Origin of the sequence: Micromonospora sp. CCTCC AA 2012012 (assembly GCF_040499845.1) — a bacterium.
Taxonomy (GTDB): Bacteria; Actinomycetota; Actinomycetes; order Mycobacteriales; family Micromonosporaceae; genus Micromonospora; species Micromonospora mangrovi.
In genome coordinates, this window is record NZ_CP159342.1 from 6,588,601 (window position 1) to 6,610,688 (window position 22,088).

Genomic DNA, 22,088 nt, shown 5'->3' on the forward strand with positions numbered 1-22,088 from the left:
ACCGACCGCCGGGCCGCGCCGTGTGGTCACCTCACGGGGCGAGGGTGGCGTAGACGACGATGTTGTTCAGGTAGCTGCCGGCGGACCGGTCGAAGACGCCACCGCAGGTCACCACCCGCAGGCCCGGCTTGTCCGCGGGACCGTAGACCAGCTCGGTGGGGAACGCCGTCTTCGGGTACGACCTGACCTCGTCGACGGTGAAGGTGGCCTGGGACCCGTCCTCCCGGCCGACCGTGATCGTGTCGCCCTGCTTCAGCGAGCCGAGGTTGAAGAAGACCGCCGGCCCGAGCTTGGCCGAGTCGACGTGGCCGACGATGACGGCGTTGCCGACCTCGCCGGGGCTGGCGCCGGGGGAGTACCAGCCGGCCCGCTGGGCCTGGTCCAGCGGGGGGACCTGGACGGTGCCGTCGGGGTTGGTGCCGAGCGACATGATCTCGGCCTGCACGCCGATCCGGGGGATCGAGATGGTCGTCGGGGTGGACCGGGGCAGTCCGGCGGGGGCGGTGTCCGGGGTGGCGGCGTCCGTCGCCGGGTTCTCGGCGGGCGCCTCGTCGGCGGCCTCCGGGTCGGTGCCGTCGGCGCTCTCCGGCGCGGTGGTGACCGGGTCGGCCGGTCCGGCCTGGGCGAGCGGCTGGGGCGGGCGGGGCGGCGGCACGGTGCGGACGGACGCACCGATCATGCCGGAGCCCGCCATGGCGAGCAGGACGACGACGGCCGCGCCGGCGGCGCGCCACGGTCTCCCGTGACGGCCGCCGGCCGGTGTCGCCGTCAGGTCAGACGAGCCCATTGGCCCGGCGCCGACGCATCAGCACGATGCCGCCCAGGGCGGCCGCGCCGACCATGCCCGCCCCGCCGGCGGCCATGCTGCGGTCGGTGCTGGTGGTGGTCATGCCACCGTCACCGCCGTCGACGTGACCCCTGGGCAGGACGACCAGCTCGCCCTCGCCGCACGAGCCCTTGAGCTCGTACGTGCCCGGGCGGGCGTCCTCGGAGACGTGGGCCTCGCCGTAGTAGACGAAGTCCTTCTGGTGCTCCCAGCCGCTCTCGTCCTTGCCGCGGCCGTACTCCTCGTCCGTGCCGTACTGCCCGTGGCCCTTCTTCGAGTACTGGCCGTACTCGCTCTCCTGGCCGTACTCGGACCCGTGGCCGTACTCGGACCCGTGGCCGTACTCGGACCCGTGGCCGTACTCGGACCCGTGGCCCTTCATCGAGCCGTACTTGTCCTCCTGGCCGTACTCGTGGCCCTTCGTCGAGCCGTACTCGGACTCGTAGTCCTTCTTCGCGCCGTACTCGGACTCGTAGCCCTTCTTCGCGCCGTACCCGGACTCCTCGCCGTACTCGGAGCCGTGGCGCATCTTGCCGTCCTTGCCGTACTCGTCGGCCTGGTCGGCCTCGTCGTGGCCCGCCCAGTCGTTGCCGGCGTCGGCCGCCATGCCGCCGCCCTTGCCGCCGGGCGCGGGCGGCTGGCCGCCGTGCTCGTCCTTGCCCTGCTCCTCGCCCTTGCCGTGCTCGTCCTTGCCCTGCTCGTCACCCTTGCCGTGCTCGTCCTTGCCGTGCTCGTCCTTGCCCTGCTCGTCACCCTTGCCGTGCTCGTCCTTGCCCTGCTCCTCGCCGCGGCCCTCTTCCTCACGGCCGTGCCGGTCCTTGCCGTCGGGGCCCTGGTCGGCGTCCTCCTCGCCCTTCCAGCCGTGCCGGTCCTTGCCGTCGGGACCCTGGTCGGCGTCCTCCTCGCCCTTCCAGCCGCCGTGCTCCTCGCCGCGGTCCTCGCGCGCCGGGTGGAGCTTGACCTTCCCGGTGACCTTGGACCAGACGAAGGCGTGTTCCTGCGCCTCCGGGCAGATCTCGAGCAGCTTGACCTCGTCGCCGGCACGCACGGCGTGCGGCTTCGCGAAGACCTTGCCTTCGTCCTCGCTGTGGTGGCCGTCCGCGTACGCCATCGCGGGGCTGAACACCAGCAGGGACGCGCCGCCGAGGGCGGCACCCGCGACGACCTTCCCGAGCATCTTGTTAGCCATGACTTGCGTCACTCCATCCCTGTTCGTCCTGAGCCCGACGACAGTCGAGCTACGTCCGACGTTAGACCGATTCATGACTTATCCGGGGAAAGATTCGCGTATTGGAGTTTACGGAGGGTAAGGCGCATAGGAGTGCTACGCGACAATATGGCGGGCTTCCGCCCCGCGTGGTGACTCTGGGGTCGTTGCCGGCGCGACGGGCCTGACCAGCGGGTTCCGGGGTTGATGGGGGAGCGCCGACGTGGTCGTGCCTTGCTGTCCGGTCACCGGCAGGTGTCCGGGAAGTATCGAGCCATTGCCATGGAAGCGCTCCCATGTAAGAATCGCTGCACGCGGTTCGGGGAGCCACACCGCGAGGTCAGATGTCGAGGGCAGCCGGGTCCACCGGACGACATCGGGCAGTCCGGCCGGCCGTCGCGCCGGTCGCGTCACCACCACCACCCGTCCGACCGTCCGGGTCGGGCATCCCCCGAAATACACCCCCGTGGTGCCGACGGTCGTCCGTCACTCGGACGGCCAGCGGGCCATTCCGCCGGGCCGTACGCGGATCCGGTCTCGCCCAAGGAGATCAGTGGCATGAATGTGTGGAGAAGGCTGTCCGGCCGAAACCGGGCGATCGCGCTGACCGGCGCGAGCGTCCTGGTCGCGGGCGGACTGGTGACCCTCCCGGTCACCGCGGCGCAGGCCGCGACGCAGTGTCAGGTGGACTACACCACCAGCGACTGGCCGGGTGGCTTCACCGGCACCGTCACCATCAAGAACCTCGGTGACCCGCTGAGCACCTGGAACCTCGGGTTCACCTTCCCGAACAGCGCCCAGAAGGTGGTGTCCGGCTGGTCGGCCAAGTGGTCCCAGTCCGGCCAGAACGTCACCGCCACCAACGAGTCGTGGAACGGCTCGCTGGCCGGCGGTGCCAGCACCACCATCGGGTTCAACGGCGCGTGGAGCGGGACCAACCCGAAGCCCACGCAGTTCACCCTGAACGGCACGGTCTGCAACGGCGGCACGCCGCCGACCAGCACCCCGCCCACCAGCACGCCGCCGTCGAGCCCGCCCCCGTCGAGCCCGCCGCCCTCCAGCCCGCCGCCGTCGAGTCCGCCCCCGTCGAGCCCGCCGCCCACCACCACCCCGCCGGGGCAGAAGGTGGACAACCCCTACGCCGGGGTCAAGGGGTACGTGAACCCCGAGTGGAAGGCCAAGGCGGACGCGGAGCCGGGCGGCAGCCGGGTCTCCAGCAACCCGACCGCGGTGTGGCTGGACCGGATCGCCGCCATCAACGGCACCACCGGCAGCAGCTCCAACGGCTCGATGGGCGTCCGGGACCACCTGGACAAGGCCCTGGCCCAGGGTGCCGGCTACATCCAGTTCGTCATCTACAACCTGCCCGGCCGGGACTGCGCCGCGCTCGCCTCGAACGGTGAGCTGGGCCCGGACGAGCTGGCCCGCTACAAGACCGAGTACATCGACCCGATCGCCGCGATCCAGGCCGACCCGAAGTACGCCGGCCTGCGGATCGTCAACATCATCGAGATCGACTCGCTGCCGAACCTGGTGACCAACACCTCCGGCCAGCCGGGTGGCACCGCGATGTGCGACACGGTCAAGGCCAACGGCGCCTACGTGAACGGTGTCGGTTACGCCTTGGCCAAGCTGGGTGCGATCGGCAACGTCTACAACTACATCGACGCCGCGCACCACGGCTGGATCGGCTGGGACAGCAACTTCGGCCCGACCGCCAACCAGCTCCTCGCCGCCGCCACCGCGTCCGGCAGCACGGTGCACAACGTCGCCGGCTTCATCACCAACACGGCGAACTACTCCGCGCTCAAGGAGCCGTACATCAAGATCACCGACTCGGTGAACGGCCAGACGGTGCGGCAGTCCAAGTGGATCGACTGGAACCAGTACGTGGACGAGCTCTCGTTCGCCCAGGCGTTCCGCAACAAGCTGGTCTCGATCGGCTTCGACAGCAACATCGGCATGCTGATCGACACCTCCCGCAACGGCTGGGGCGGCACCGCCCGGCCCACCGGCCCGGGCGCGACGACCAGCGTCGACACGTACGTCAACGGTGGCCGCATCGACCGTCGGATCCACGCCGGCAACTGGTGCAACCAGGCCGGAGCCGGTCTGGGCGAGCGTCCCAAGGCCAACCCGGAGCCGGGCATCGACGCGTACGTCTGGGTGAAGCCCCCGGGTGAGTCGGACGGCTCCAGCTCCCTCATCCCGAACAACGAGGGCAAGGGCTTCGACCGGATGTGCGACCCGACCTACACCGGCAACGCCCGCAACGGCAACAGCATGACCGGTGCCCTGCCCAACGCGCCGATCTCCGGCGCCTGGTTCTCCGCGCAGTTCCAGCAGCTCATGCAGAACGCCTACCCGGCGCTCTGACGGGCAACCGGCAGGCCTACCCGCCGCGGCGGGAGTGAGGCACCGCCGCGGCAGGTTCCCACGGGCCCCTGGGTCGACCGTCCACCGGTCGCCCCAGGGGCCCCCGCCGTGCATGGACGCGGGAGGGATCGGGTCAGGGGACGGTCTTCTCGATGGCGGCCTGGCCCTGTTCCGCCAGGTCGCGGCGGGCGCGGTCGATGTTCTCGGGGGTGAGGTCCTGGCCTCGCGCCATCACCAGGTCCTCCGGCTCCCACGGCTGCTCCGCGCCGGTGCGGATGTTGTCCCCGCCCGCGCCGGTGCCCGTCCCCGTCGCCCCGGTGCCGGCCGCGTACGGGTCACCGAGCAGGTCCGGCGACCCGGTGTCGGGGACCGCGCCGTCCGGCTCGGTGAAGACGGGGTTGTCCGGGTCGCCGGCGCCACCGGTCCGCAACTGCGGCACGGTGCTGTCGTCGTCCACCGCGGCGGCCGCCTCGGGCGTCTCCTCCAGCGGTCGGTCCCGATCAGTCATGATGACCCTCCTCGTCCCCGGACACGTTCCCTCGTCCCGGGTACCCCGTCGAGGGCGGGCCATGCGGCCGGTCAGACCTCCCGGGCCTCCTCCGTGGTCGGCGGTTGCAGCGGGCGCAGCCACTGCCAGAGCAGCATCAGCAGCCCGAAGGCGAGCATCACCAGGCCGGCCCAGAGGTTGATCCGTACCCCCTGGGCCTTGTCGATCTCGGCCGCCGAGTCGAAGATCCCGACCAGGCCGACGATCAGCCCGTACGCCACGAAGAGCCCACCGATCACCCGGCGGATGTCGAAGAGCCGGGCCGCGGCGGACCGGGCGCGTTCGCTCTCGGTCTCCTCGACCTGCGGGTCGTGCGCCCGCTCGTTGCGGTGGTCCATGGTCAACCTCCTCAGGGTGGACGGCCGGGTCAGAAGACCGGGATGTAGAAGAGCGCGGCCAGCACCACCGCGATCGCGCCGAGCAGCACCGGCGAGCGCCACCAGACCCGGTCGCCGGCCAGCACGTCGCCCTTGAGGTCGACCCCGCCCATGCCGTACACCAGGCCCTCCAACTCCTCGTTGCGCTTGGGGCGGGTGAGCGGGGTGATCACCGCGGCCACCACGGCCACCGTGACGAAGGCGAGGCCGGCACCCCAGAAGCTCTCCTCCAGGTCGGAGTTGAAGCTCAACGCCCCGAGCTTGTAGAGCAGGTAGGTCGCCACCGCCACCACGGTGCCGGACAGCAGCGACCAGAAGCCGGCCAGCGCGCTCATCCGCTTCCAGAACATGCCGATGATGAAGGTGGCGAAGAGCGGCGCGTTGAAGACCGAGAAGAGCGCCTGGATGTAGTTCATGATGTTGCTGAAGCCGGCGGCGATGAACGCCGTGCCGATGCCGGCGACCACCCCGACCACCGTGGCGATCCGCCCGATCCGCAGGTAGTACTCGTCCGAGCGGTCCCGTCGGACGTACGCCTGCCAGATGTCGTACGTGAAGACGGTGTTGAAGCCGCTCACGTTGGCCGCCATGCCGGCCATGAAGGACGCGACCAGGCCGGTCACCGCGACGCCCAGCACGCCGTTGGGGAGCAGGTCGCGCATCAGCAGCGGGATCGCGTTGTTGTAGACCAGGTCGCCGGACTCGGCGCCCAGCCCCTTCACGGTGACCAGGGCGATCAGGCCGGGGATCACGGTGACCGCCGGGATCAGCAGCTTCGGGTACGCGGCGATGATCGGCGTACGCCGGGCGGCGCTCATGTTCTTGGCCGACAGCGCGCGCTGCACCTCGGCGAAGTTGGTGGTCCAGTAGCCGAAGGAGAGCACGAAGCCGAGCCCGAAGACGATGCCGAGCCAGTGCGCGCCGAGCGGGTTGTCGGTGCTGCCGGTGCCCTGCCAGGCGTGCAGGCCGGCCTCGCCGAGCTTCGAGCCGCGGACGGCGTCCATCAGGCCGTTCACCCCGCCGACCTTCACCAGGCCGAGCACCGTGATCGGCACCAGACCGGCCACGATCACGAAGAACTGGAGCACCTCGTTGTAGATCGCGCCGGAGAGCCCGCCGATGGTGATGTACGCCAGCACGATCACCGCGCCGATGATGATCGCCACCCAGAGCGGCCAGCCGAGCAGCGCCTGCATGATCAGCGCCAGGGCGTACAGGTTCACCCCGGCGATCAGCATCTGGGCCACCGCGAAGGTGATCGCGTTGAGCAGGTGGGTCGGCCGGTTGAACCGCAGCCGCAGGTACTCCGGGACGCTGCGGACCCGGGAGCCGTAGTAGAAGGGCATCATCACGATGCCGAGGAAGACCATCGCCGGCACCGCGCCGATCCAGTAGTAGTGGACCGTCATCGCGCCGTACTGGGCGCCGTTGGCCGCCATCCCGATGATCTCCAGGGCACCGAGGTTCGCCGAGACGAACGCCAGGCCGGTCACCCAGGCGGGCAGCGAACGCCCGGAGAGGAAGAAGTCGACGCTGGTCCGGATCGCCCGGCGGGCGGCGAAGCCGACCCCCAGCACCGTGACGAAATAGAGCGCCAGAATGCCGTAGTCCAGCGCGTTCATGTTCAACCGCAGCCCGCTGCCGTCACCCATCCGGTCACCCCTCGATCACGCCGCGCCACTGGTGCGCCCGCTTCTACCCCGGATCCGGACTTTCATGCCTGGCGGGACGGAAGCGGACAGCCCGACGCCCCCGACCCGAATCGGCCGGGGGCGTCCGTCAGCGGTTCAGCGACCGAGGACCCGGTCCAGGAAGTCCCGGTAGCCGCGTACGGCCACCCGCAGCTGCTCGGTGTCCGCCGAGCCGGACTCCTGCCAGCCGCCCAACGTGCTCTTCTGCGCGCGCAGGGCGGCCGAGAGCGCCTCGATGGCCTCCTCGACCAGGGACTGCGCCTCACCGACGGCGGCCCGCGGATCGTCCACGAAGCGGAGCTGGACGTTGCGCCAGCGGTCCCGGAAGCCCTGCGCGGTCGCCGGCTCGAAGAGCGTGGCGGCGTCCGCCGGCACCGCGCCCGGCGTGGGGCGGGCCGCCCCGGCCAGGGCGCCGGCCGCCGCGGCGCCGGTCAGCCCCGCGCCGGCCGTCCCGGTCTCCGTGTCCGGGTCGACCATCGTGGGTTCGGCGCTGCCGTACCCGACGGCCCCGGCGCGCACCGCGTCGTCGTCCCGGTCGCCGGTGTGTTCGGCCTCCCAGCGGTGCCGGTCGTGCAGCCGGTCGCCCGCCGTCGGGTCGGCCCGCTCGTCGTCGAACGCGTCGGTCCGCCCGGGTGCGCCGTCGCCCGGCATGGCGGTGTCCTCGTTCCGCGGGTCCCGCTCGTCCTCCGGACGGCCGCTCGCCATGGCCGAGGCGGCCACCGCGTCGCCGACCGTGGTGGCGCCGAAGGCGGTCGGCAGCGGGGCGGGCTCGTGGAACTCGGGTCGACCGTCCCGGTCGGCGTCGGCCGCCTCCGTGTCGCGGAGCTCGCGGGCGTCGTACCCCCGGGTCTCGTCCAGCTCGGCGTCCCGACGCCCGTCGGCGACCGCCGGGTCGTCGAAGGTGCCCCGGTCGTCCAAGGCGTCCTCCGGTACGTCCGCGCGGGCGGCCCGGTCGTGCCGGGTCCCGCCCGGAACGTCACCCGGGGGCGGCACCGGTACCGGCGCGGACCGGACGGCCTCGGGGTGCTCGTTCGTCACCTGCTGCTCTTCCTGACGCATCGCGGTCTCCTCAGCGGCTCGTGACGTCGTGCTCGTGGTCGGGGTGGTGCTGCTCCGGCGGCTGGTGACCGACCGGGTCGGTGCCGAGCAGGTCGGCGAAGAGGGCCCGGTAGTGCACGAGCGCCTGACGCAGCTCCTCGGTGCTGGCCTCGCCGCGCTCGTTGCGCAGCCGGATCTCGTGGGCGTCCCGGTAGTGGGTGAGGGTGCGGGCATGCTCCACCGACAGGTGGGCGATCTGGTCGGAGAAGTCGCCGGTGGGGTAGCCCCGCTCGGCGATCAGGCGGCTGACCAGCTCGTCGGCGTCGCCGACGGTCTCGGCCGGGGAGTCGACGAAGCGGACCTGGAGCTCCTCCCAGGCGGCGGCGTACTTCGTACGGGATTCGGGGCTGAGCGGGGTGAGTTCCAGCTCGGCGTGCCGGCGCTCCCGGTCCCGCAGCTCCCGCTCGGCGGCGCTGCGGCTGTCCCGCTCCTGCACGACCCGGTCGTACTCGGGCCCGAAGCGCTGCCTGAGGGCGCGGCGACGGCTCGCCACCACGGCGAACGCGGCCAGCGCCGCGAGCACCAGAACAACGACGACTATGACGACTACCTGCGTGGGCGACATGGCTCCTCCTTCGCCCGCTGGTATTCCCTCCGTCCGGTGATCGCCAATCCCGATCCGGGCCACTTTCCTGCCGATTCCCCACCCGGGCGGCTTTCAGGCCTGGCGGGGCGGCCGGTAGTGCATCGCGAAGGGATTACGTATCCTTCGCAGGGTGCCCGAGCCGGGGCCCGGCGCCGCGGCCGGGACACCGCCCGGTCCGGTGCCGGCGCCACCCCTGCGACACCTTCCGGGCGAGGTCTGATGAACACCCGCGACTGGCCGATCCGCGCCAAGCTGACCGCGCTGGTCATCGGGCCGGTGAGCGCGCTGCTGGCACTGTGGATCTTCGCCACCACGCTCACCTTCGGACCCGCCCTGAACCTGCTCGCCGCCCGGACCCTCCTCTATGACCTCGGCCGTCCCGGCGAGACGGTCGTCGCCGAGCTGCAACGCGAACGCCGCCTCTCGGTCGTCGAGCTCGCCGGCACGACCGACCTGCCGGCCCTGGCCGAGCAGCGGCAGCGCACCGACCGGGCGGTCGCCGACCTGCGCCGCCGGATCGACGGCGAGGATCTGCGGGACGCCGCCAACGACCTGCTCGACACCCGACTGGACCAGCTCGCCGGCGCGCTGGACGCCCTGCCCGCCGGGCGCGGCTTCATCGACCGGCGGCAGGTGGACCGGGCCGGGGCGCTCGGCCTCTACAGCGGAATGATCTCCTCGGCCTTCCAGGCGTTCTCCGCCATGGCCACGCTGCCGGACACCCAGCTCAACCGGGAGGCGCTGGCGCTCACCGCGCTCGGCCGCTCCCGTGAGCTGCTCGGCCAGACCGACGCCCTGCTGGCCGGCGCGCTCACCGCCGGCCGGTACGCCGACGGCGAGTACGCGCAGCTCGTGCAGACCATCAACAACCAGCGCTTCCTGGCCGAGACCGCCGTCGCCGACCTGCCCGACACCGGCCGCGCCGGCTATCAGCGGCTCACCGAGGGGGAGGCCTTCATCCGGCTGCGCGCCCTCCAGGACACCCTGGTCCGCGCCCCCGAACTGCCGGCCCGGCTCGACGTGCGCACCTGGGAGACCAGCCAGGCGACCGTCCAGCGGGAACTGCGCGACTTCGAGCTGAGCCAGGCCGACGGGCTGGCCGAGCGCTCCGTCCCGATGGCGGTCGGCATCCTGACCCGGCTCGCCGCCGCCGGGGTGCTCGGACTCGCCGCGATCGTGGTCTGCGTACTGGTGGCGCTCCGGGTCGGCCGGTCGCTGGCCCGCCGGCTGACCGGGGTGCGTACCGCCGCGTTGGAGATGGCCGAGGAGCGGCTGCCCGACGTGATCACCCGGCTGCGCCGCGGCGAGGAGGTCGACGTCGCCCGGGAGGCTCCCGAGCTGGACCACGGCGGCGACGAGATCGGCCAGGTCGCACGGGCCTTCAACGAGGTACGGCGCACCGCCGTCCAGGCCGCCGTCGACGAGGTCACCCTGCGCCGGGGGCTCAACGAGGTCTTCCTCAACATCGCCCGGCGGAGCCAGGGGCTGGTGCACCGGCAGCTCGCCCTGCTCGACCGGATGGAACGGCACGCCGAGGACCCGGACGAGCTGGCCGGCCTCTTCCAGGTCGACCACCTCGCCACCCGGCTGCGCCGGCACGCCGAGGACCTGGTCATCCTGGCCGGCGCCGCGCCCGGCCGGGGCTGGCGCAACCCGGTCGCCACGGTCGACGTGATCCGCGGGGCGATCTCCGAGGTGGAGTCGTACGACCGGGTCGACGTCGGTACGGTGCAGCCCGCGGGCGTGCTGGGCCGTGCGGTCGGCGACGTGATCCACCTGCTCGCCGAGCTGCTCGAGAACGCCACCGCCTTCTCCCCACCCGGCACCCGGGTCGACGTCACCGGCCAGGCCGTCCCCAACGGGTACGCCATCGAGATCACCGACCACGGGCTGGGCATGTCGCCGCAGGCGCTCGAGGACGCCAACCGGCGGCTGTCCCGCTCCCCGGACTTCGACCCCGCCGACAGCGCCCGGCTCGGCCTCTTCGTGGTGGCCCGGCTCGCCGCCCGGCACGGGGTCCGGGTCAACCTGCGCCCGGCCACCCCCGGCGGGGTCACCGCCGTCGTCCTCGTCCCGGCCGACCTGGTCACCGACGAGCCGGCACTCGGGTCCGCCCGGGACGGCGCAGCGGCCGACGACCAGCGAATGGCGAAGGTGACCCGGCTCAGCACCCTGCCCCGGCCGCGCACCGCCCGCCCGGCCCGGGAACGCCACGAGTCGGGCACCCCCGTGCTGCCCTTCGCGGCCGGGCGGGGCTCCACGGTCGAGGCGCCCCCCGACGGCGACGGCCTGCCCCGCCGGGTACGCCGACGCGGGCCCGCCCGACCCCGCCCGGCCGCCGCGGAGACCCCGGCACCCCGCCCGCCCGAGGAGGTACGCCGGACGATGTCCGCCCTCCAGGCCGGCACCGCGCGGGGCCGGCGGGACGGCACCCGGGCGATGACCGCCCCGACCGTCCCGCTCGCCCAGGTCACGCCGATCGCGCCGGAGCAGCCCGCCGAGTCCTCCCCGCCGGAGCCGTCGGCGGTTCCGGATCCCCTGACCGCAACTGAGAGGGACGCCTAGTGGTGAACACGACGAGGCAGAACGCCGATCTCGACTGGTTGCTCGACGAGTTGGTGGACCGGGTCCCCGCCGCCCGGGAGGCGGTGGTGCTCTCGGCGGACGGGCTGCTGCTCGGGGCCTCCGCCGCGCTGGACCGGACCGACGCGGAGCACCTCTGCGCGCTGGCCTCCGGCTTCTCCAGCCTGGCGAAGGGCGCCACCCGGCACCTGGGCGGCGGGGCCGTCCGGCAGACCGTGGTGGAGATGGACTCCGCGTACCTCTTCGTCACCGCGGCCGGGCAGGGCGCCTGTCTCGCGGTGGTGAGCGAGGCGGACGCCGACATCGGCCTGGTCGCCTACGAGATGGCGATGCTGGTGATCCGGGTGGGCGAGAACCTCAGCGCCCCGGTGCGTTCCGCGGCGGGTGCGGCCGATGCGGGCTGAGTCGCCGGGACCGCAGCACGAGTGGCTCGACGGGGCCGCCGGGCCGGTCGTCCGCCCGTACACCCTGACCGGTGGCCGGGTCCGGCCCCCGGTGGAGGGCTTCGACCTGGTGGCCTTCGTGCTGGCCACGCCGTCCGCCGACCCGGCGGGCCAGCCGGGGTTGCAGCCGGAGCACCGGCGCCTGGTCGAGCTGGCCCGACGTCCGGTGGCGGTGGCCGACCTCGCGGCCGACCTCGACCTGGCGGTCGGCGTGGTCCGGGTGCTTCTCGGTGACCTGCTGGCCCGCCGGCTGGTCACGGTGCACCGGCCGCCGGCCGCCGCCCACCTGCCCGACGACAACATCCTCAAGGCGGTGGTCAGTGGACTCCGTGCGCTATGACCTGGACGGCACCGGCCGGTCGGTCCCGCTGGCCCTGAAGATCCTCATCGCGGGTGGCTTCGGTGCCGGCAAGACGACGCTGGTGAGCGCGTTGAGCGAGGTCCGGCCGTTGCAGACCGAGGAGGTGCTGACGGACGCCGGGATCGGCACCGACGACCTCTCCGGGGTGGAGCAGAAGTCGACCACCACGGTGGCGATGGACTTCGGCCGGATCACCATCAACGACGATCTCCAGGTCTATCTCTTCGGCACGCCCGGCCAGGACCGGTTCTGGTTCCTCTGGGACGAGCTGGCCTTCGGCGCGCTCGGCGCGGTGGTGCTCGCGGACACCCGCCGGCTGGCCGACTGCTTCCCGTCGATCGACTACTTCGAGCAGCGGGGCATCCCGTTCGTGGTCGGGGTGAACTGCTTCGACGGGTCCCGCCGGTTCAGCCTGGAGGCGGTCCGGGACGCGCTCGACCTGGACCCGGACGTGCCGATGGTGCTCTGCGACGCCCGCGAGCGGCAGTCCGGGAAGCTGGTGCTGATCTCGCTGGTCGAGCACGTCGCGCGGCAGCGGGGCGAGCCGGTCCCGGTCGGCTGAGCCGACCCGGCGGACGCGGCCCGGGGGGTCGGCGGCGGGGCGGTCGCGCGTCCGGCGGCGAACCGGTCGCGGAAAACACGCCTGAACCGCCGGCTCACCGGGAAGCCTCTGGTTGGATCGACGCAGACACGGCGGAAGGTGGGACCCGGTGACCGGTCAGGGCGAGGTCGTCCACATCGGCGGCTACACGGCGCACAGCGGCGGGCGCGCCGCGGGGATCGAGGTCGCCCGGCGCGACCCCGCGTCGGGGGAGCTGGCCGTGGTCGGCACGGCCGCGGTGACACCGTCGCCGTCGTTCCTCGTCCGGCACCCGGAGCTGCCGGTGGTCTATGCCGTCAACGAGCTGGCCGAGGGGCAGGTCAGCGCCTTCCGGGCCGCCCCGGACGGCGAGCTGACCGAGCTGGGCGTACGGCACACCGGCGGCGCCGAGCCGTGTCACCTGGCGGTCGCGCCGGACGGCCGGCACCTTTTCGTCGCCAACTACGGCGGCGGCAGCGTGGCCGTCTTCCCGCTCGACGCGCGGGGCGTCCCGGGGGACCGCAGTGACCTGGTCCGGCACGAGGGGCACGGCGCGGATCCCGAGCGGCAGGACCGGGCGCACTGTCACATGGTCTCGCCCGATCCGGCCGGTGGTCCGCTGCTCGTCGTCGACCTCGGCACCGACTCGGTCTACCGGTACGACCTCGACGCCGCCTCCGGTCGGCTGGTGCCGCGCGCCCCCCGGGTGCGTACCCCGGCCGGGACCGGCCCCCGGCACCTGGCCCGGCACCCCGACGGCCGACGCTGCTGGCTGGTCGGTGAGCTGGACGGCTCGGTGACCGCGTACGCGCTCGCCGACGGGGTGCTGCACCAGCGGGACCGGGTGGACGCCAGCGGGCGGCCCGGGCACGTGCAGCCGTCGGAGGTCGCCGTCGGGCCGGACGGCCGGTTCCTCTACGTCGGCAATCGGGGCGTCGGCACCGTCTCGGTCTTCTCGCTGGCCGCCGAGGCGCCGGAGCTGGTGGCCGAGGTCGACACGGGTGGCGGGTGGCCGCGGCACTTCGCGCTGGCCGGGGAGCACCTCTATGTCGCCGACGAGCGCGCCGACATGATCAGGATCTTCCGGGTGGACCCGGTCAGCGGGGTGCCGGAGGCGGTGGGGGAGCCGGTGGCGACCCCCAGCCCGACCTGCGTACTGCCCTGACGGCGACCGCTCCCGGGGTCGCCGGCGGACTCTCCGGAGTGGACGCTGACACGCCAGGAGACTGACTGGTCACTCACCGTAGCAGTTTTGCGATCAACTGTTTCTCCTGCGTAACTTTCGTCCGAACGGTTGTGGCAGTAACCCCACGAGATACGCAAGATGGTCAGCGTGTCTGGCCGCCATCGCATGCGTTCAAGCCTCCGCGGGGCAGGTGCCGCAGCAGCGGCGACTGCGCTCGTCGCCGTCATCGCCGGTTCCTGGTTCGGTTACCAGCAGCTGGCCGGCCCCTCGTGCTCCGGGCAGATCCAGCTGTCGCTCGCGGCCGCCCCGGAGATCGCCCCCGCCGTCAAGGCGGCGGCGGACCAGTGGGTCGCCGACGGGGCCGCGGTCGGCCCGACCTGCATCGCCGTGAACGTGACCGCCGCCGAGCCGGTGGACGTGGCCGCCGCGGTGGCGAGCAAGCACGGCGCCACTCTGGCCGGCGTCGGTCAGGCCAGCGGCACCGCGGTCACGCCGGACGTCTGGGTGCCGGACTCCTCGACCTGGCTGCTGCGGCTGCGCAACGGCGGGGCCACGGCGTTCGCCCCGGCCAACGGCGCGTCCATCGCCCGCAGCCCGATCGTGGTCGCGGTCCCCGAGCCGGTGGCCTCGGCCCGGCTGAACTGGCCGGACAAGAAGCTGACCTGGACCGATCTGCTGCGCCAGGTGACCAGCAGCAAGCCGCTGCGGGCCGGCATCGTCGAGCCGACCCAGGACGCGGCCGGCCTCTCCGGGCTGCTCTCGCTGACCGCCGCCGCGAGCGGGGCCGGCGGCGACGCGCAGAAGGCGATGACCGGGGCGTTCCGGGCGCTGGCCACCGGCCGCTCGGCCCTGCGGCAGGACCTCCTCGCCCGCTTCCCGCGCTCGTCCGACCCGGCAGCGATCGCCAACGGCCTGGGTGCCGCGGCGCTCTCCGAAGAGGACGTGATCGCGTACAACCAGACCAAGCCGCCGATCCAGCTCGCCGCGCTCTATCTGGAGCCGTCGCCGATGCCGCTGGACTACCCGTTCGCGGTGCTGCCCGGCATCGAGCCGGCGAAGGCGTCGGCCGCGAAGGTGCTCTTCGAGCTGCTCACCACTCCCGGCTTCCGGAACCGGCTGGCCGCCCAGTCGCTGCGCGGGCCGGACGGCAACTGGGGTGACGGGTTCAAGGCGCCGCAGGGTGCGCCGAGCCCGGCCAACGGCGGCGGGAACGCCGTGCCGGCGATCGGTCAGGGCGGCACGGCCGGCCTGGACCCGGCCGCGATCCAGCGGGCCACCGCTACCTGGTCCGTGGCGACCCAGTCCGGTCGGATGCTCTGCGTCATCGACGTCTCCGGTTCGATGAAGCAGGTCGTGCCGAGCGCCGGCAAGGCGACCCGCGAGCAGGTCACGGTCGAGGCGGCCCGGCGGGGTCTGGGTCTGTTCGACGACTCCTGGTCGATCGGGCTGTGGACCTTCTCCACCAAGCTCAGCGGCAACACCGACTACAAGCAGTTGGTGGGGATCAACCCGCTCTCGGGCAACCGGGGCGCGCTGGAGCAGGGCCTGGCCGGCATCCGACCCTCCGACGGCAACACCGGTCTCTACGACACCATGCTCGCGGCCTACAAGGAGGTCCAGCGGGAGTGGGAGCCGGGCAAGGTCAACTCGGTGGTGCTCTTCACCGACGGCAAGAACGACGACGACAACGGGATCTCGCAGGCGGAGCTGCTCAAGCAGCTCGCCAAGATCCAGGACCCGGAGCAGCCGGTGCAGGTGGTCATCATCGGTATCGGCGCCGACGTCAGCCAGGCGGAGCTCAAGTCGATCACCAAGGTCACCGGCGGAGGCGCCTTCGTCACCGAGGACCCGGCCAAGATCGGTGACATCTTCCTCCAGGCGATCGCGCTGCGGCCGAACGCTCCCCGCTGAGTCGCCAGTCAGGATAGGGTGTGCCGCCGTGCCGGGAATCCGGTACGGCGGCACGCTTCCCGGCCGTGGACCGGCCGAGGAGAAGTGACGGTAATACGTCCGAATCAATCGGCGTCCATAATTGTCGAGGCAAGATATGTCGACGTGCTCCGGCGCCGCCGGCCCCGACCGGGTCCGGCCTGAGCGAAGTGGGGAGGGCCGGTGACCTCGGCGACGCTGTTGACCCCCGCCAGGACCCCGACGGGACCGGGCGGCCACCGTCCCGGGCCGGCGGGTCGCGCCGACGAGCGGGCGTACGTCCGGCTCCTGGTGGTCCTGGACACCGCCGTGCTGGCCCTGGCCATCCTGGTGGGATACGTCGCCCGGTTCGGTGAGGAGGAACCGAGCGGCTCCAAGATCCCGTACGTGGTCGTGGCCCCCGGCCTGCTGCTCATCTGGCTGATCTCCCTGCGGGCCCTGCGCTGCTACGACGACCGGGTGCTCGGCTACGGCGCCGACGAGTACCGCCGGGTCAGCTCGGCCAGCCTCCGCCTGGCCGGCGGCATCGCGATCGCCGGTTACATCGCCGACGTCGGTGTCTCCCGGGGCTTCCTCGCCATCTCCTTCGCGGTCGGCACCCTCGGCCTGGAGGTGACCCGGTTCGCGGCCCGCAAGCGGCTGCACCGGGCGCGCGACCGGGGCACCGGCTGGTCCCGCAAGGTGCTGGTGGTCGGCGACACCGCGCACGTGCTGGAGCTGGTGCACACCCTGCGCCGCGAGCCGTACGCCGGCTACCAGGTGGTCGGCGCCTGCATCCCCGACGCCCTGCTCGCCCCGGTGCCGCAGCGCCTCGGCGACGTGCCGGTGGTCGGCTCGTTCCGCGGCATCCCCGAGGCGGCCACCGCCATCGGCGCCGACACCGTGGCCGTCACCGCCTCCGGCGAGCTGACCGCGACCCGGCTGCGCCGACTCGGCTGGCAACTCGAGGGCACCGGCGTCGACCTGGTCGTCGCGCCCGCGCTGACCGACGTCGCCGGCCCCCGCATCCACACCCGCCCGGTCGCCGGCCTCCCGCTGATCCACGTCGAGGCGCCCGAGTTCCGGGGGGCCCGCAAGCTGGTCAAGGGCTTCGTCGACCGCTCCATCTCGTTCGTGGCGCTGACCCTGCTGCTGCCGGTGGTGCTGGTGATCGCACTCGCCATCAAGCTGGACAGCCGGGGGCCGGTGCTGTTCCGGCAGGTCCGGGTCGGCCAGGGCGGCAAGGAGTTCGGCGTCTTCAAGTTCCGCACCATGGTCGTCAACGCCGACGCGCTGCTGGCCGAGCTGGCCGCCCGCAACGAGACCGACGGCCTGATGTTCAAGATGCGCGACGACCCCCGGGTCACCCGGGTCGGCAAGCTGCTGCGCAAGTGGTCGCTGGACGAGCTGCCCCAGCTGGCCAACGTGCTGTTCGGCCAGATGAGCCTGGTCGGCCCCCGCCCGCCGCTGCCCAGCGAGGTGGCCCGCTACGACGGCGACGTGGCCCGCCGCCTGCTGGTCAAGCCCGGCATGACCGGGCTCTGGCAGGTCAGTGGCCGCTCCGACCTGAGCTGGGAGGACGGCATCCGGCTGGACCTCTACTACGTGGAGAACTGGTCGCTCGCCGCCGACCTCACCATCCTCTGGAAGACCTTCGGCGCGGTCGTCAACAGCCGCGGCGCGTACTGAGCCGAGCCCAGGCGCTCCGCTGAGCCCCGCCCCGGCGCGCGACCGCGCCGGGGCCGGCCGGCGGTCAGGGCTGCGGACCCAGCCAGTCGAGGCAGACCACCACCGCGTCGTCGACCAGGTCACCGGCGACGAAGGCCCGCAGGTCGCCGATGAGGGAGCGGACGGCGTCCAGCGGCTCCATCGGCCCGGTCCGGCGCAGGAACCGGTCCAGCGCCGTCTCGCCGTACCGGATCTGCTGGCCGGTGGCGTCGATGACGCCGTCGCTGACCACGAAGAGCCGGTCCCCGCGCTGGAGCTGGAAGTGCTGCTCCCGGTAGTCGGTGTCCTCGAACATCCCGAGCGGGAACTGCTTCTCCAGCGTCTGCTCGCTGACCTCGCCGTCGCGCAGCAGGAGCAGCCGGGGCGAGCCGGCGTCGACCGCGGTCAGCCGGCCCTCGGCCAGGTCCAGCTCGATCATCAGCGCGGAGAGGTGCTGCGCGCCCCGGTGCAGGGCATAGACCGCCTGGTCGGCCAGGGCCGCCTGGTCGGCGAGGCTCAGCTCGGCCCGGCGGGCGTTGCGCAGCGCGTGGGTCGCCAGCGTGGTCAGCAGCGACGCGGCCACCCCCTCCCCGGAGCCGTTGATCGTGGTCAGCCAGAGCCGGTGGCCGTCGTCGGACCAGTCGAAGCTGTCGCCCCGCACCGCGTACGCCGGTTCGAGCTGGCCGGCGAGGCTGAACGACGGCCGGATCCGGCTGCGGCCCGGCAGCAGCTCCCACTGCATCTCCGCGGCGAGCGTGAGCCGTCGGCTGCGCCGGGCGGTCAGGTAGACGTCCGTGCTGGCGGTCACGGCGGCCACCTCGTGCCCGAAGGCGGTGGCGATGCCGTCCAGCGTGTCGACGACGGCCGGGTCGGTGGGGACCGGTGACAACTTCAGCACGCCGCGCCGCTCACCCCGCATACCCACCGGGAACCAGCCGGTGCCGTCGTTGAGGATCGGCTCCTGGTGGTCGAAGCACCGCCAGGCGGGATGCCCCGGCCCGCTGATCGGCTCCCCGCCGCTCAGCGGGAGCAGCACCGACAGTCGGTAGTCGACCTGGTACAGCTCCGCCTCGGTGATCCCGTACGACCGGGCCAGCTCGGCGGCGAGCCGATCGAGCAGCAGATCGGCCGGCGCCTCGGTGAGGGTGCGCCGGGCCCGATCATCCGGTCCGCTCATCTTTGCTCCTTTGCACAGGTCGTCGGCCTGATGGGCGAGGTAGTCTCGGGCCCACCATGGCCGAAGAACACGGTCCGTACGGACCAGAAGCGAGTATGGCTGCCGCTCTCGACGAGACGGCGGGCACCCTGCTGGCTGTCTGGGAGGCGGCCCGGGAGCGGACCACCCGGCTCTCCGGCGCCCAGTTACGCGCCGTCATGGTCGTCGAGCAGCATGACGGGATCAACCTCCGCCGGCTCGCCGGGCAGCTCGACATGTTGCTCTCCTCCGCCAGCCGGCTCTGCGACCGGCTCGTCGCGGCGGGCATGCTGGAGCGGGAGCCGGGCCGGTTCGACCGGCGGGAGATCTCCCTGCACCTCACCCCGGAGGCGGTCCGCCTCCTGGCCGAGCTGCGGGCCGCCCGCAAGGACCGGCTGGAGCGGGTGCTGGCCGGGATGAGCCCGGAGGGAAGGGCGGCGCTGTCCCGGGGGATGGCGGAGTTCCACGAGGTGGTCCGGCGCCGGTCGGCCCCGGAGGGAGGCTGGCCGGTCCTCCAGTCCGCCGGGGAACCGTCGACCGAGCCGGCCGGCGACCCGCCGGTGGCGCGTACCGCCTGACCGGGCCGCGCTCAGCCGCCGGTGGCGCGACCGCGCTCAGCCGTCGGTGGCCGCGACCCGCGCCAGCCGCAGGTGGTGGCCCGCTCGGGGATGCTCCGACAGGGCCCGCTCGCAGCTGGCGAGCACCACGTCGAGCAGCCGCCGTCCGCCGCGGGCGGTGAGCACCTCGTCCTGCCAGCGCACGAAGTCGATCAGCAGCTCCGGGTCGCGGACCCGCAGCGACGCCGCCAGGGCGTCGACCAGGTGGGCCACCCCGGTGGCGATGTCGTCGGCGGTCTCCTCGGGCGGGTCGACCGCGCGCAGGGCCGCGTGGACCACCTCCCGCCGGTGACGCAGCACGGCCACGTACTCGTCGTCGGGAGTCGGCGCGCTCGGGCCGGTCGGGTGGCCGGTGAAGACCTGCCGGTCGAGCAGGCGGACCGCGTCCCGGGCGGTGGCGCCCCAGGCCGCCGCGCCGACCGCGGCGGCCCACCGGCCGTCCGGGCCGAAGCCGGGGCCGCCCGCCACGACCGGCACCCCGGCGGCCCGGCAGGACTCCACCATCCGGGCCGCGCGGACCAGCCGGGTCGGCTGCACGCAGCTCAGCAGCACCGCGTCGGGCCCGCTCTGGTGCAGGTAGGAGACCAGGTGCCGGGCGGGCACGCTGGCGCCCAGGAAGGTCACCCGCCAGCCGGCGGCCCGGACCACCTCGGCCACGATGCGGGCGGCCAGCGCGTGCCACTCGCCCTCGACACAGGCCGTCACGACGTGGCCGAGCCGGGGGGCCGCGGTGATGCGGGCGGCCACGGCGCCCACCACCACCTCGCTGACGTGCGTCGCGGCGTGTTCCTGGGGGACGCTCCACGACCCGGTCAGCCAACGCCGACCGATCTCCCGCTGCGCCACCGCGACCACGTCCACCAGGACGTCCGTCACCGGGACACCGGCGTCGAGCAGCCCGAGGGCCAGCCCGACCGCGCCGGCCTGGTCGGCCCGGTCCAGGCGGTCGAGGTACGCCTCGACGACGTCCGACCCGATCCCGCCGGTGGCCGTCCCGCCGTCGTGGCTTCCGCTCACGCCGCCGCCACGACCAGCATGGCGATGTCGTCGTGGACCTGCCCGTCCAGCCACTCGTCGACCAGTTGCAGCAGCCGCTCGACCAGCACGGCCGGCGGCAGCCCGGCCGCCTGGGCGACCGCCTCGCGCAGCCGGCCGTCGCCGAACATCTCCAGCTCGGTGGGGCCGCCCCGCGCCTCGGTCACCCCGTCGGTGTACGCGAGCAGCAGCTCACCGGGGGCCAGCCGGACCTGCGCCTCGACGAAGCGGGCCGTGGCGAACGCGCCGACCGGCATGCCACCCACCTGCACCGGCTCGACGGTCCCGTCGGCGCGGACCACCAGCGGCGACGGGTGGCCGCCGCCGGCGAGGGAGAGCAGCAGGCCGCCGTCCGCCTCCCGGGTGAAGGCACCGAGCAGCAGGGTGGTGAACTGGCTGCGCCGGGCGGCGTCGGGCGCGTCGAGCAGCGCCCGGTTGAGCAGCCGGATCAGCTCCAGCGGGCGCTGCTCGACCAACCGCAGGGTCTGCAGGGACTGACGTACCCGGCCGGTCAGCACGGCCGCGCCGACGCCCTTGCCGCAGACGTCGCCCAGGGCGAACATCGCGCCGCCCCCGGTGCGGAAGACGTCGTAGAAGTCCCCGCCGATGCGCAGGCTGTCCCCGGCGGCCCGGTAGCCGCCGGCCAGCCGCGCGCCGGGGACGGTGGGCAGCTCCGGTGGGAGCAGGCTGTTCTGCAGGACCCGGGCCAGGTGGGCCTGCTCGCCGTAGAGGTCGGCGGCGGCCAGGGCGGCGCCGGCCCGGGCGGCGAACTCGCGGGCCAGGTCGATCTCCCGCTGGTCGAAGCCGGGGCGTCCGGCGCGGCGGACCAGCAGCAGCGCGCCGGCCGGCCCGCCGGCGCTGAGCATCGGGCTGATCAGCAGCGTGCCGGGGCGGCCGAAGCCGTCGGGCAGCAGGTCGGCCAGGTCGGCCAGTTCGGCGGTCAACCACGGGCTGGGCTCGGTGGCGTCGCCGTGGAGCGCCTCGACGAGGCCGGGGACGCTGCCGGCGATCGCCCAGGAGGCGATGCCGGTGACGGGGACGCGGTCGCCGTCGGCGTACCGGACCCAGTGCGGCTCGTCCTCGGCGGGCGCGGGCGGGCGGTGCACGACCAGTGCGGCGTCGCCGAGGTAGGGCACCGGGAGGGTGGCGGCCGTACGCAGCGTCTGGTCCCGGTGCAGCGAGAGGCCGAGCCGGCTGCCGGCCTGGGCCAGGAAGGCGGTGCGGGAGCGCTCGGCGAGCAGCGCGTCGGTACGGGCCTGCTCCTCGGTGACGTCCCGCACGTACCAGGCGCAGCCGCCGGTGGCGAGGCTGCGGCGGACCCCGCGCAGCCGGCGGCCCCGGTGCTCCAGGTCGACGGTGTCGATGCCGGAACGCACCGCGCCGGCCAGCGCGTCGATCGCGCACCGGGCCAGGTCGGTGCCGGGGGTGAGGTCGGGGAGGAGTTCGACCGCCATGGCGTTGACCAGGGTCACCACGCCGGCCTGGTCGGTGGTGACGATCGCCTCGGCGAGCCCGTCCAGCAGTTCCCGGGCCAGCCGTGAGTCGGCCGGGAGCGGGGTCCCGACGGTACGCCGGGGGCGGGACCGGGACACCTGCCCGCCGCCGCTGACCGGTCCGGCGAGACCGCCCCGGCGGCCGGCCGTCACCGCTGCTCGCCGGGCGCCCGGGTCCGTCGACCTGTGCGCATGCTGTTCGTGGACTCCTCGTTCGCGTGCTTGTCTGCGCGCAAGCGTACCGACGTGGGCTGGTGATCGCCCATCGAGCA

General features: G+C 73.4%; 19 protein-coding genes. 9 read left to right on the plus strand and 10 right to left on the minus strand.

Features of this window, described 5'->3' with window-relative positions; translation table 11 throughout:
- Positions 1 to 31 precede the first annotated feature (31 nt).
- Together ABUL08_RS29880 and ABUL08_RS29885 are read right to left on the minus strand one after the other, a co-directional pair.
- The gene (locus ABUL08_RS29880) at positions 32 to 772 is read right to left on the minus strand and encodes a class F sortase (RefSeq protein WP_350938916.1); all 741 of its coding nucleotides are present in this window, start codon (positions 770 to 772) and stop codon (positions 32 to 34) included.
- A 1-nt stretch (position 773) separates the two neighbouring features.
- Complete coding sequence (locus ABUL08_RS29885; protein ID WP_350933402.1) at positions 774 to 2,015, minus strand: hypothetical protein; 1,242 nt, start codon at positions 2,013 to 2,015, stop codon at positions 774 to 776.
- Between the two features lie 576 nt (positions 2,016 to 2,591).
- Between ABUL08_RS29885 and ABUL08_RS29890 the strand changes: the two genes are divergently transcribed.
- On the plus strand, positions 2,592 to 4,409 hold the full coding sequence (locus ABUL08_RS29890; protein WP_350933403.1) for a glycoside hydrolase family 6 protein: 1,818 nt from the start codon (positions 2,592 to 2,594) through the stop codon (positions 4,407 to 4,409).
- A 133-nt stretch (positions 4,410 to 4,542) separates the two neighbouring features.
- On the opposite strand, the gene ABUL08_RS29895 is transcribed toward ABUL08_RS29890, so the two are convergent.
- The 5 genes from ABUL08_RS29895 to ABUL08_RS29915 all read right to left on the minus strand — a co-directional run bounded on the left by ABUL08_RS29895 (position 4,543) and on the right by ABUL08_RS29915 (position 8,687).
- Positions 4,543 to 4,917 carry a hypothetical protein gene (locus ABUL08_RS29895; RefSeq protein WP_350933404.1) on the minus strand — a complete coding sequence of 125 codons (375 nt, stop codon included), beginning with the start codon at positions 4,915 to 4,917 and terminating at the stop codon, positions 4,543 to 4,545.
- 71 nt (positions 4,918 to 4,988) lie between these two features.
- Positions 4,989 to 5,294: a hypothetical protein gene (locus ABUL08_RS29900; RefSeq protein ID WP_350933405.1), complete on the minus strand. Its 306-nt coding sequence runs from the start codon at positions 5,292 to 5,294 to the stop codon at positions 4,989 to 4,991.
- A gap of 29 nt (positions 5,295 to 5,323) precedes the next feature.
- Positions 5,324 to 6,985, minus strand: coding sequence for a sodium:solute symporter family protein (locus tag ABUL08_RS29905; protein ID WP_350933406.1), 1,662 nt, complete (start codon positions 6,983 to 6,985; stop codon positions 5,324 to 5,326).
- 135 nt (positions 6,986 to 7,120) lie between these two features.
- Entirely contained in the window at positions 7,121 to 8,083 is a 963-nt protein-coding gene (locus ABUL08_RS29910) for a hypothetical protein (RefSeq protein WP_350933407.1), read from the minus strand.
- Positions 8,084 to 8,093: 10 nt separating this feature from the next.
- The gene (locus ABUL08_RS29915; protein ID WP_350933408.1) at positions 8,094 to 8,687 is read right to left on the minus strand and encodes a hypothetical protein; all 594 of its coding nucleotides are present in this window, start codon (positions 8,685 to 8,687) and stop codon (positions 8,094 to 8,096) included.
- Between the two features lie 240 nt (positions 8,688 to 8,927).
- Between ABUL08_RS29915 and ABUL08_RS29920 the strand changes: the two genes are divergently transcribed.
- The 7 genes from ABUL08_RS29920 (at position 8,928) to ABUL08_RS29950 (ending at position 17,458) form a co-directional block, all read left to right on the plus strand.
- Positions 8,928 to 11,273: a sensor histidine kinase gene (locus tag ABUL08_RS29920; RefSeq protein ID WP_350933409.1), complete on the plus strand. Its 2,346-nt coding sequence runs from the start codon at positions 8,928 to 8,930 to the stop codon at positions 11,271 to 11,273.
- On the plus strand, positions 11,273 to 11,695 hold the full coding sequence (locus ABUL08_RS29925) for a roadblock/LC7 domain-containing protein (protein WP_350933410.1): 423 nt from the start codon (positions 11,273 to 11,275) through the stop codon (positions 11,693 to 11,695). The genes ABUL08_RS29920 and ABUL08_RS29925 overlap by 1 nt, the downstream gene beginning before the upstream one ends.
- The gene (locus tag ABUL08_RS29930) at positions 11,685 to 12,074 is read left to right on the plus strand and encodes a DUF742 domain-containing protein (protein ID WP_350933411.1); all 390 of its coding nucleotides are present in this window, start codon (positions 11,685 to 11,687) and stop codon (positions 12,072 to 12,074) included. The genes ABUL08_RS29925 and ABUL08_RS29930 overlap by 11 nt, the downstream gene beginning before the upstream one ends.
- Complete coding sequence (locus tag ABUL08_RS29935) at positions 12,055 to 12,657, plus strand: GTP-binding protein (protein WP_350933412.1); 603 nt, start codon at positions 12,055 to 12,057, stop codon at positions 12,655 to 12,657. Before ABUL08_RS29930 ends, ABUL08_RS29935 begins: the two co-directional genes overlap by 20 nt.
- 148 nt (positions 12,658 to 12,805) lie before the next feature.
- A complete protein-coding gene (locus ABUL08_RS29940) occupies positions 12,806 to 13,840 on the plus strand; it encodes a lactonase family protein (protein WP_350933413.1) in 1,035 nt (344 codons plus the stop codon).
- A 186-nt stretch (positions 13,841 to 14,026) separates the two neighbouring features.
- Positions 14,027 to 15,772 carry a VWA domain-containing protein gene (locus ABUL08_RS29945; RefSeq protein ID WP_350933414.1) on the plus strand — a complete coding sequence of 582 codons (1,746 nt, stop codon included), beginning with the start codon at positions 14,027 to 14,029 and terminating at the stop codon, positions 15,770 to 15,772.
- 201 nt (positions 15,773 to 15,973) lie between these two features.
- Complete coding sequence (locus tag ABUL08_RS29950; protein WP_350933415.1) at positions 15,974 to 17,458, plus strand: sugar transferase; 1,485 nt, start codon at positions 15,974 to 15,976, stop codon at positions 17,456 to 17,458.
- A gap of 64 nt (positions 17,459 to 17,522) precedes the next feature.
- Here ABUL08_RS29950 and ABUL08_RS29955 read toward each other — a convergent pair whose 3' ends face one another.
- Positions 17,523 to 18,653: a PP2C family protein-serine/threonine phosphatase gene (locus ABUL08_RS29955; RefSeq protein ID WP_350933416.1), complete on the minus strand. Its 1,131-nt coding sequence runs from the start codon at positions 18,651 to 18,653 to the stop codon at positions 17,523 to 17,525.
- A gap of 95 nt (positions 18,654 to 18,748) precedes the next feature.
- Between ABUL08_RS29955 and ABUL08_RS29960 the strand changes: the two genes are divergently transcribed.
- Positions 18,749 to 19,249, plus strand: a complete 501-nt coding sequence (locus ABUL08_RS29960) for a MarR family winged helix-turn-helix transcriptional regulator (protein WP_350933417.1) — start codon at positions 18,749 to 18,751, stop codon at positions 19,247 to 19,249.
- Positions 19,250 to 19,285: 36 nt separating this feature from the next.
- Here ABUL08_RS29960 and ABUL08_RS29965 read toward each other — a convergent pair whose 3' ends face one another.
- A complete protein-coding gene (locus ABUL08_RS29965) occupies positions 19,286 to 20,305 on the minus strand; it encodes a cobalamin B12-binding domain-containing protein (protein ID WP_350933418.1) in 1,020 nt (339 codons plus the stop codon).
- Complete coding sequence (locus ABUL08_RS29970) at positions 20,302 to 21,969, minus strand: PP2C family protein-serine/threonine phosphatase (protein WP_350933419.1); 1,668 nt, start codon at positions 21,967 to 21,969, stop codon at positions 20,302 to 20,304. Before ABUL08_RS29970 ends, ABUL08_RS29965 begins: the two co-directional genes overlap by 4 nt.
- Positions 21,970 to 22,088: the final 119 nt, after the last annotated feature.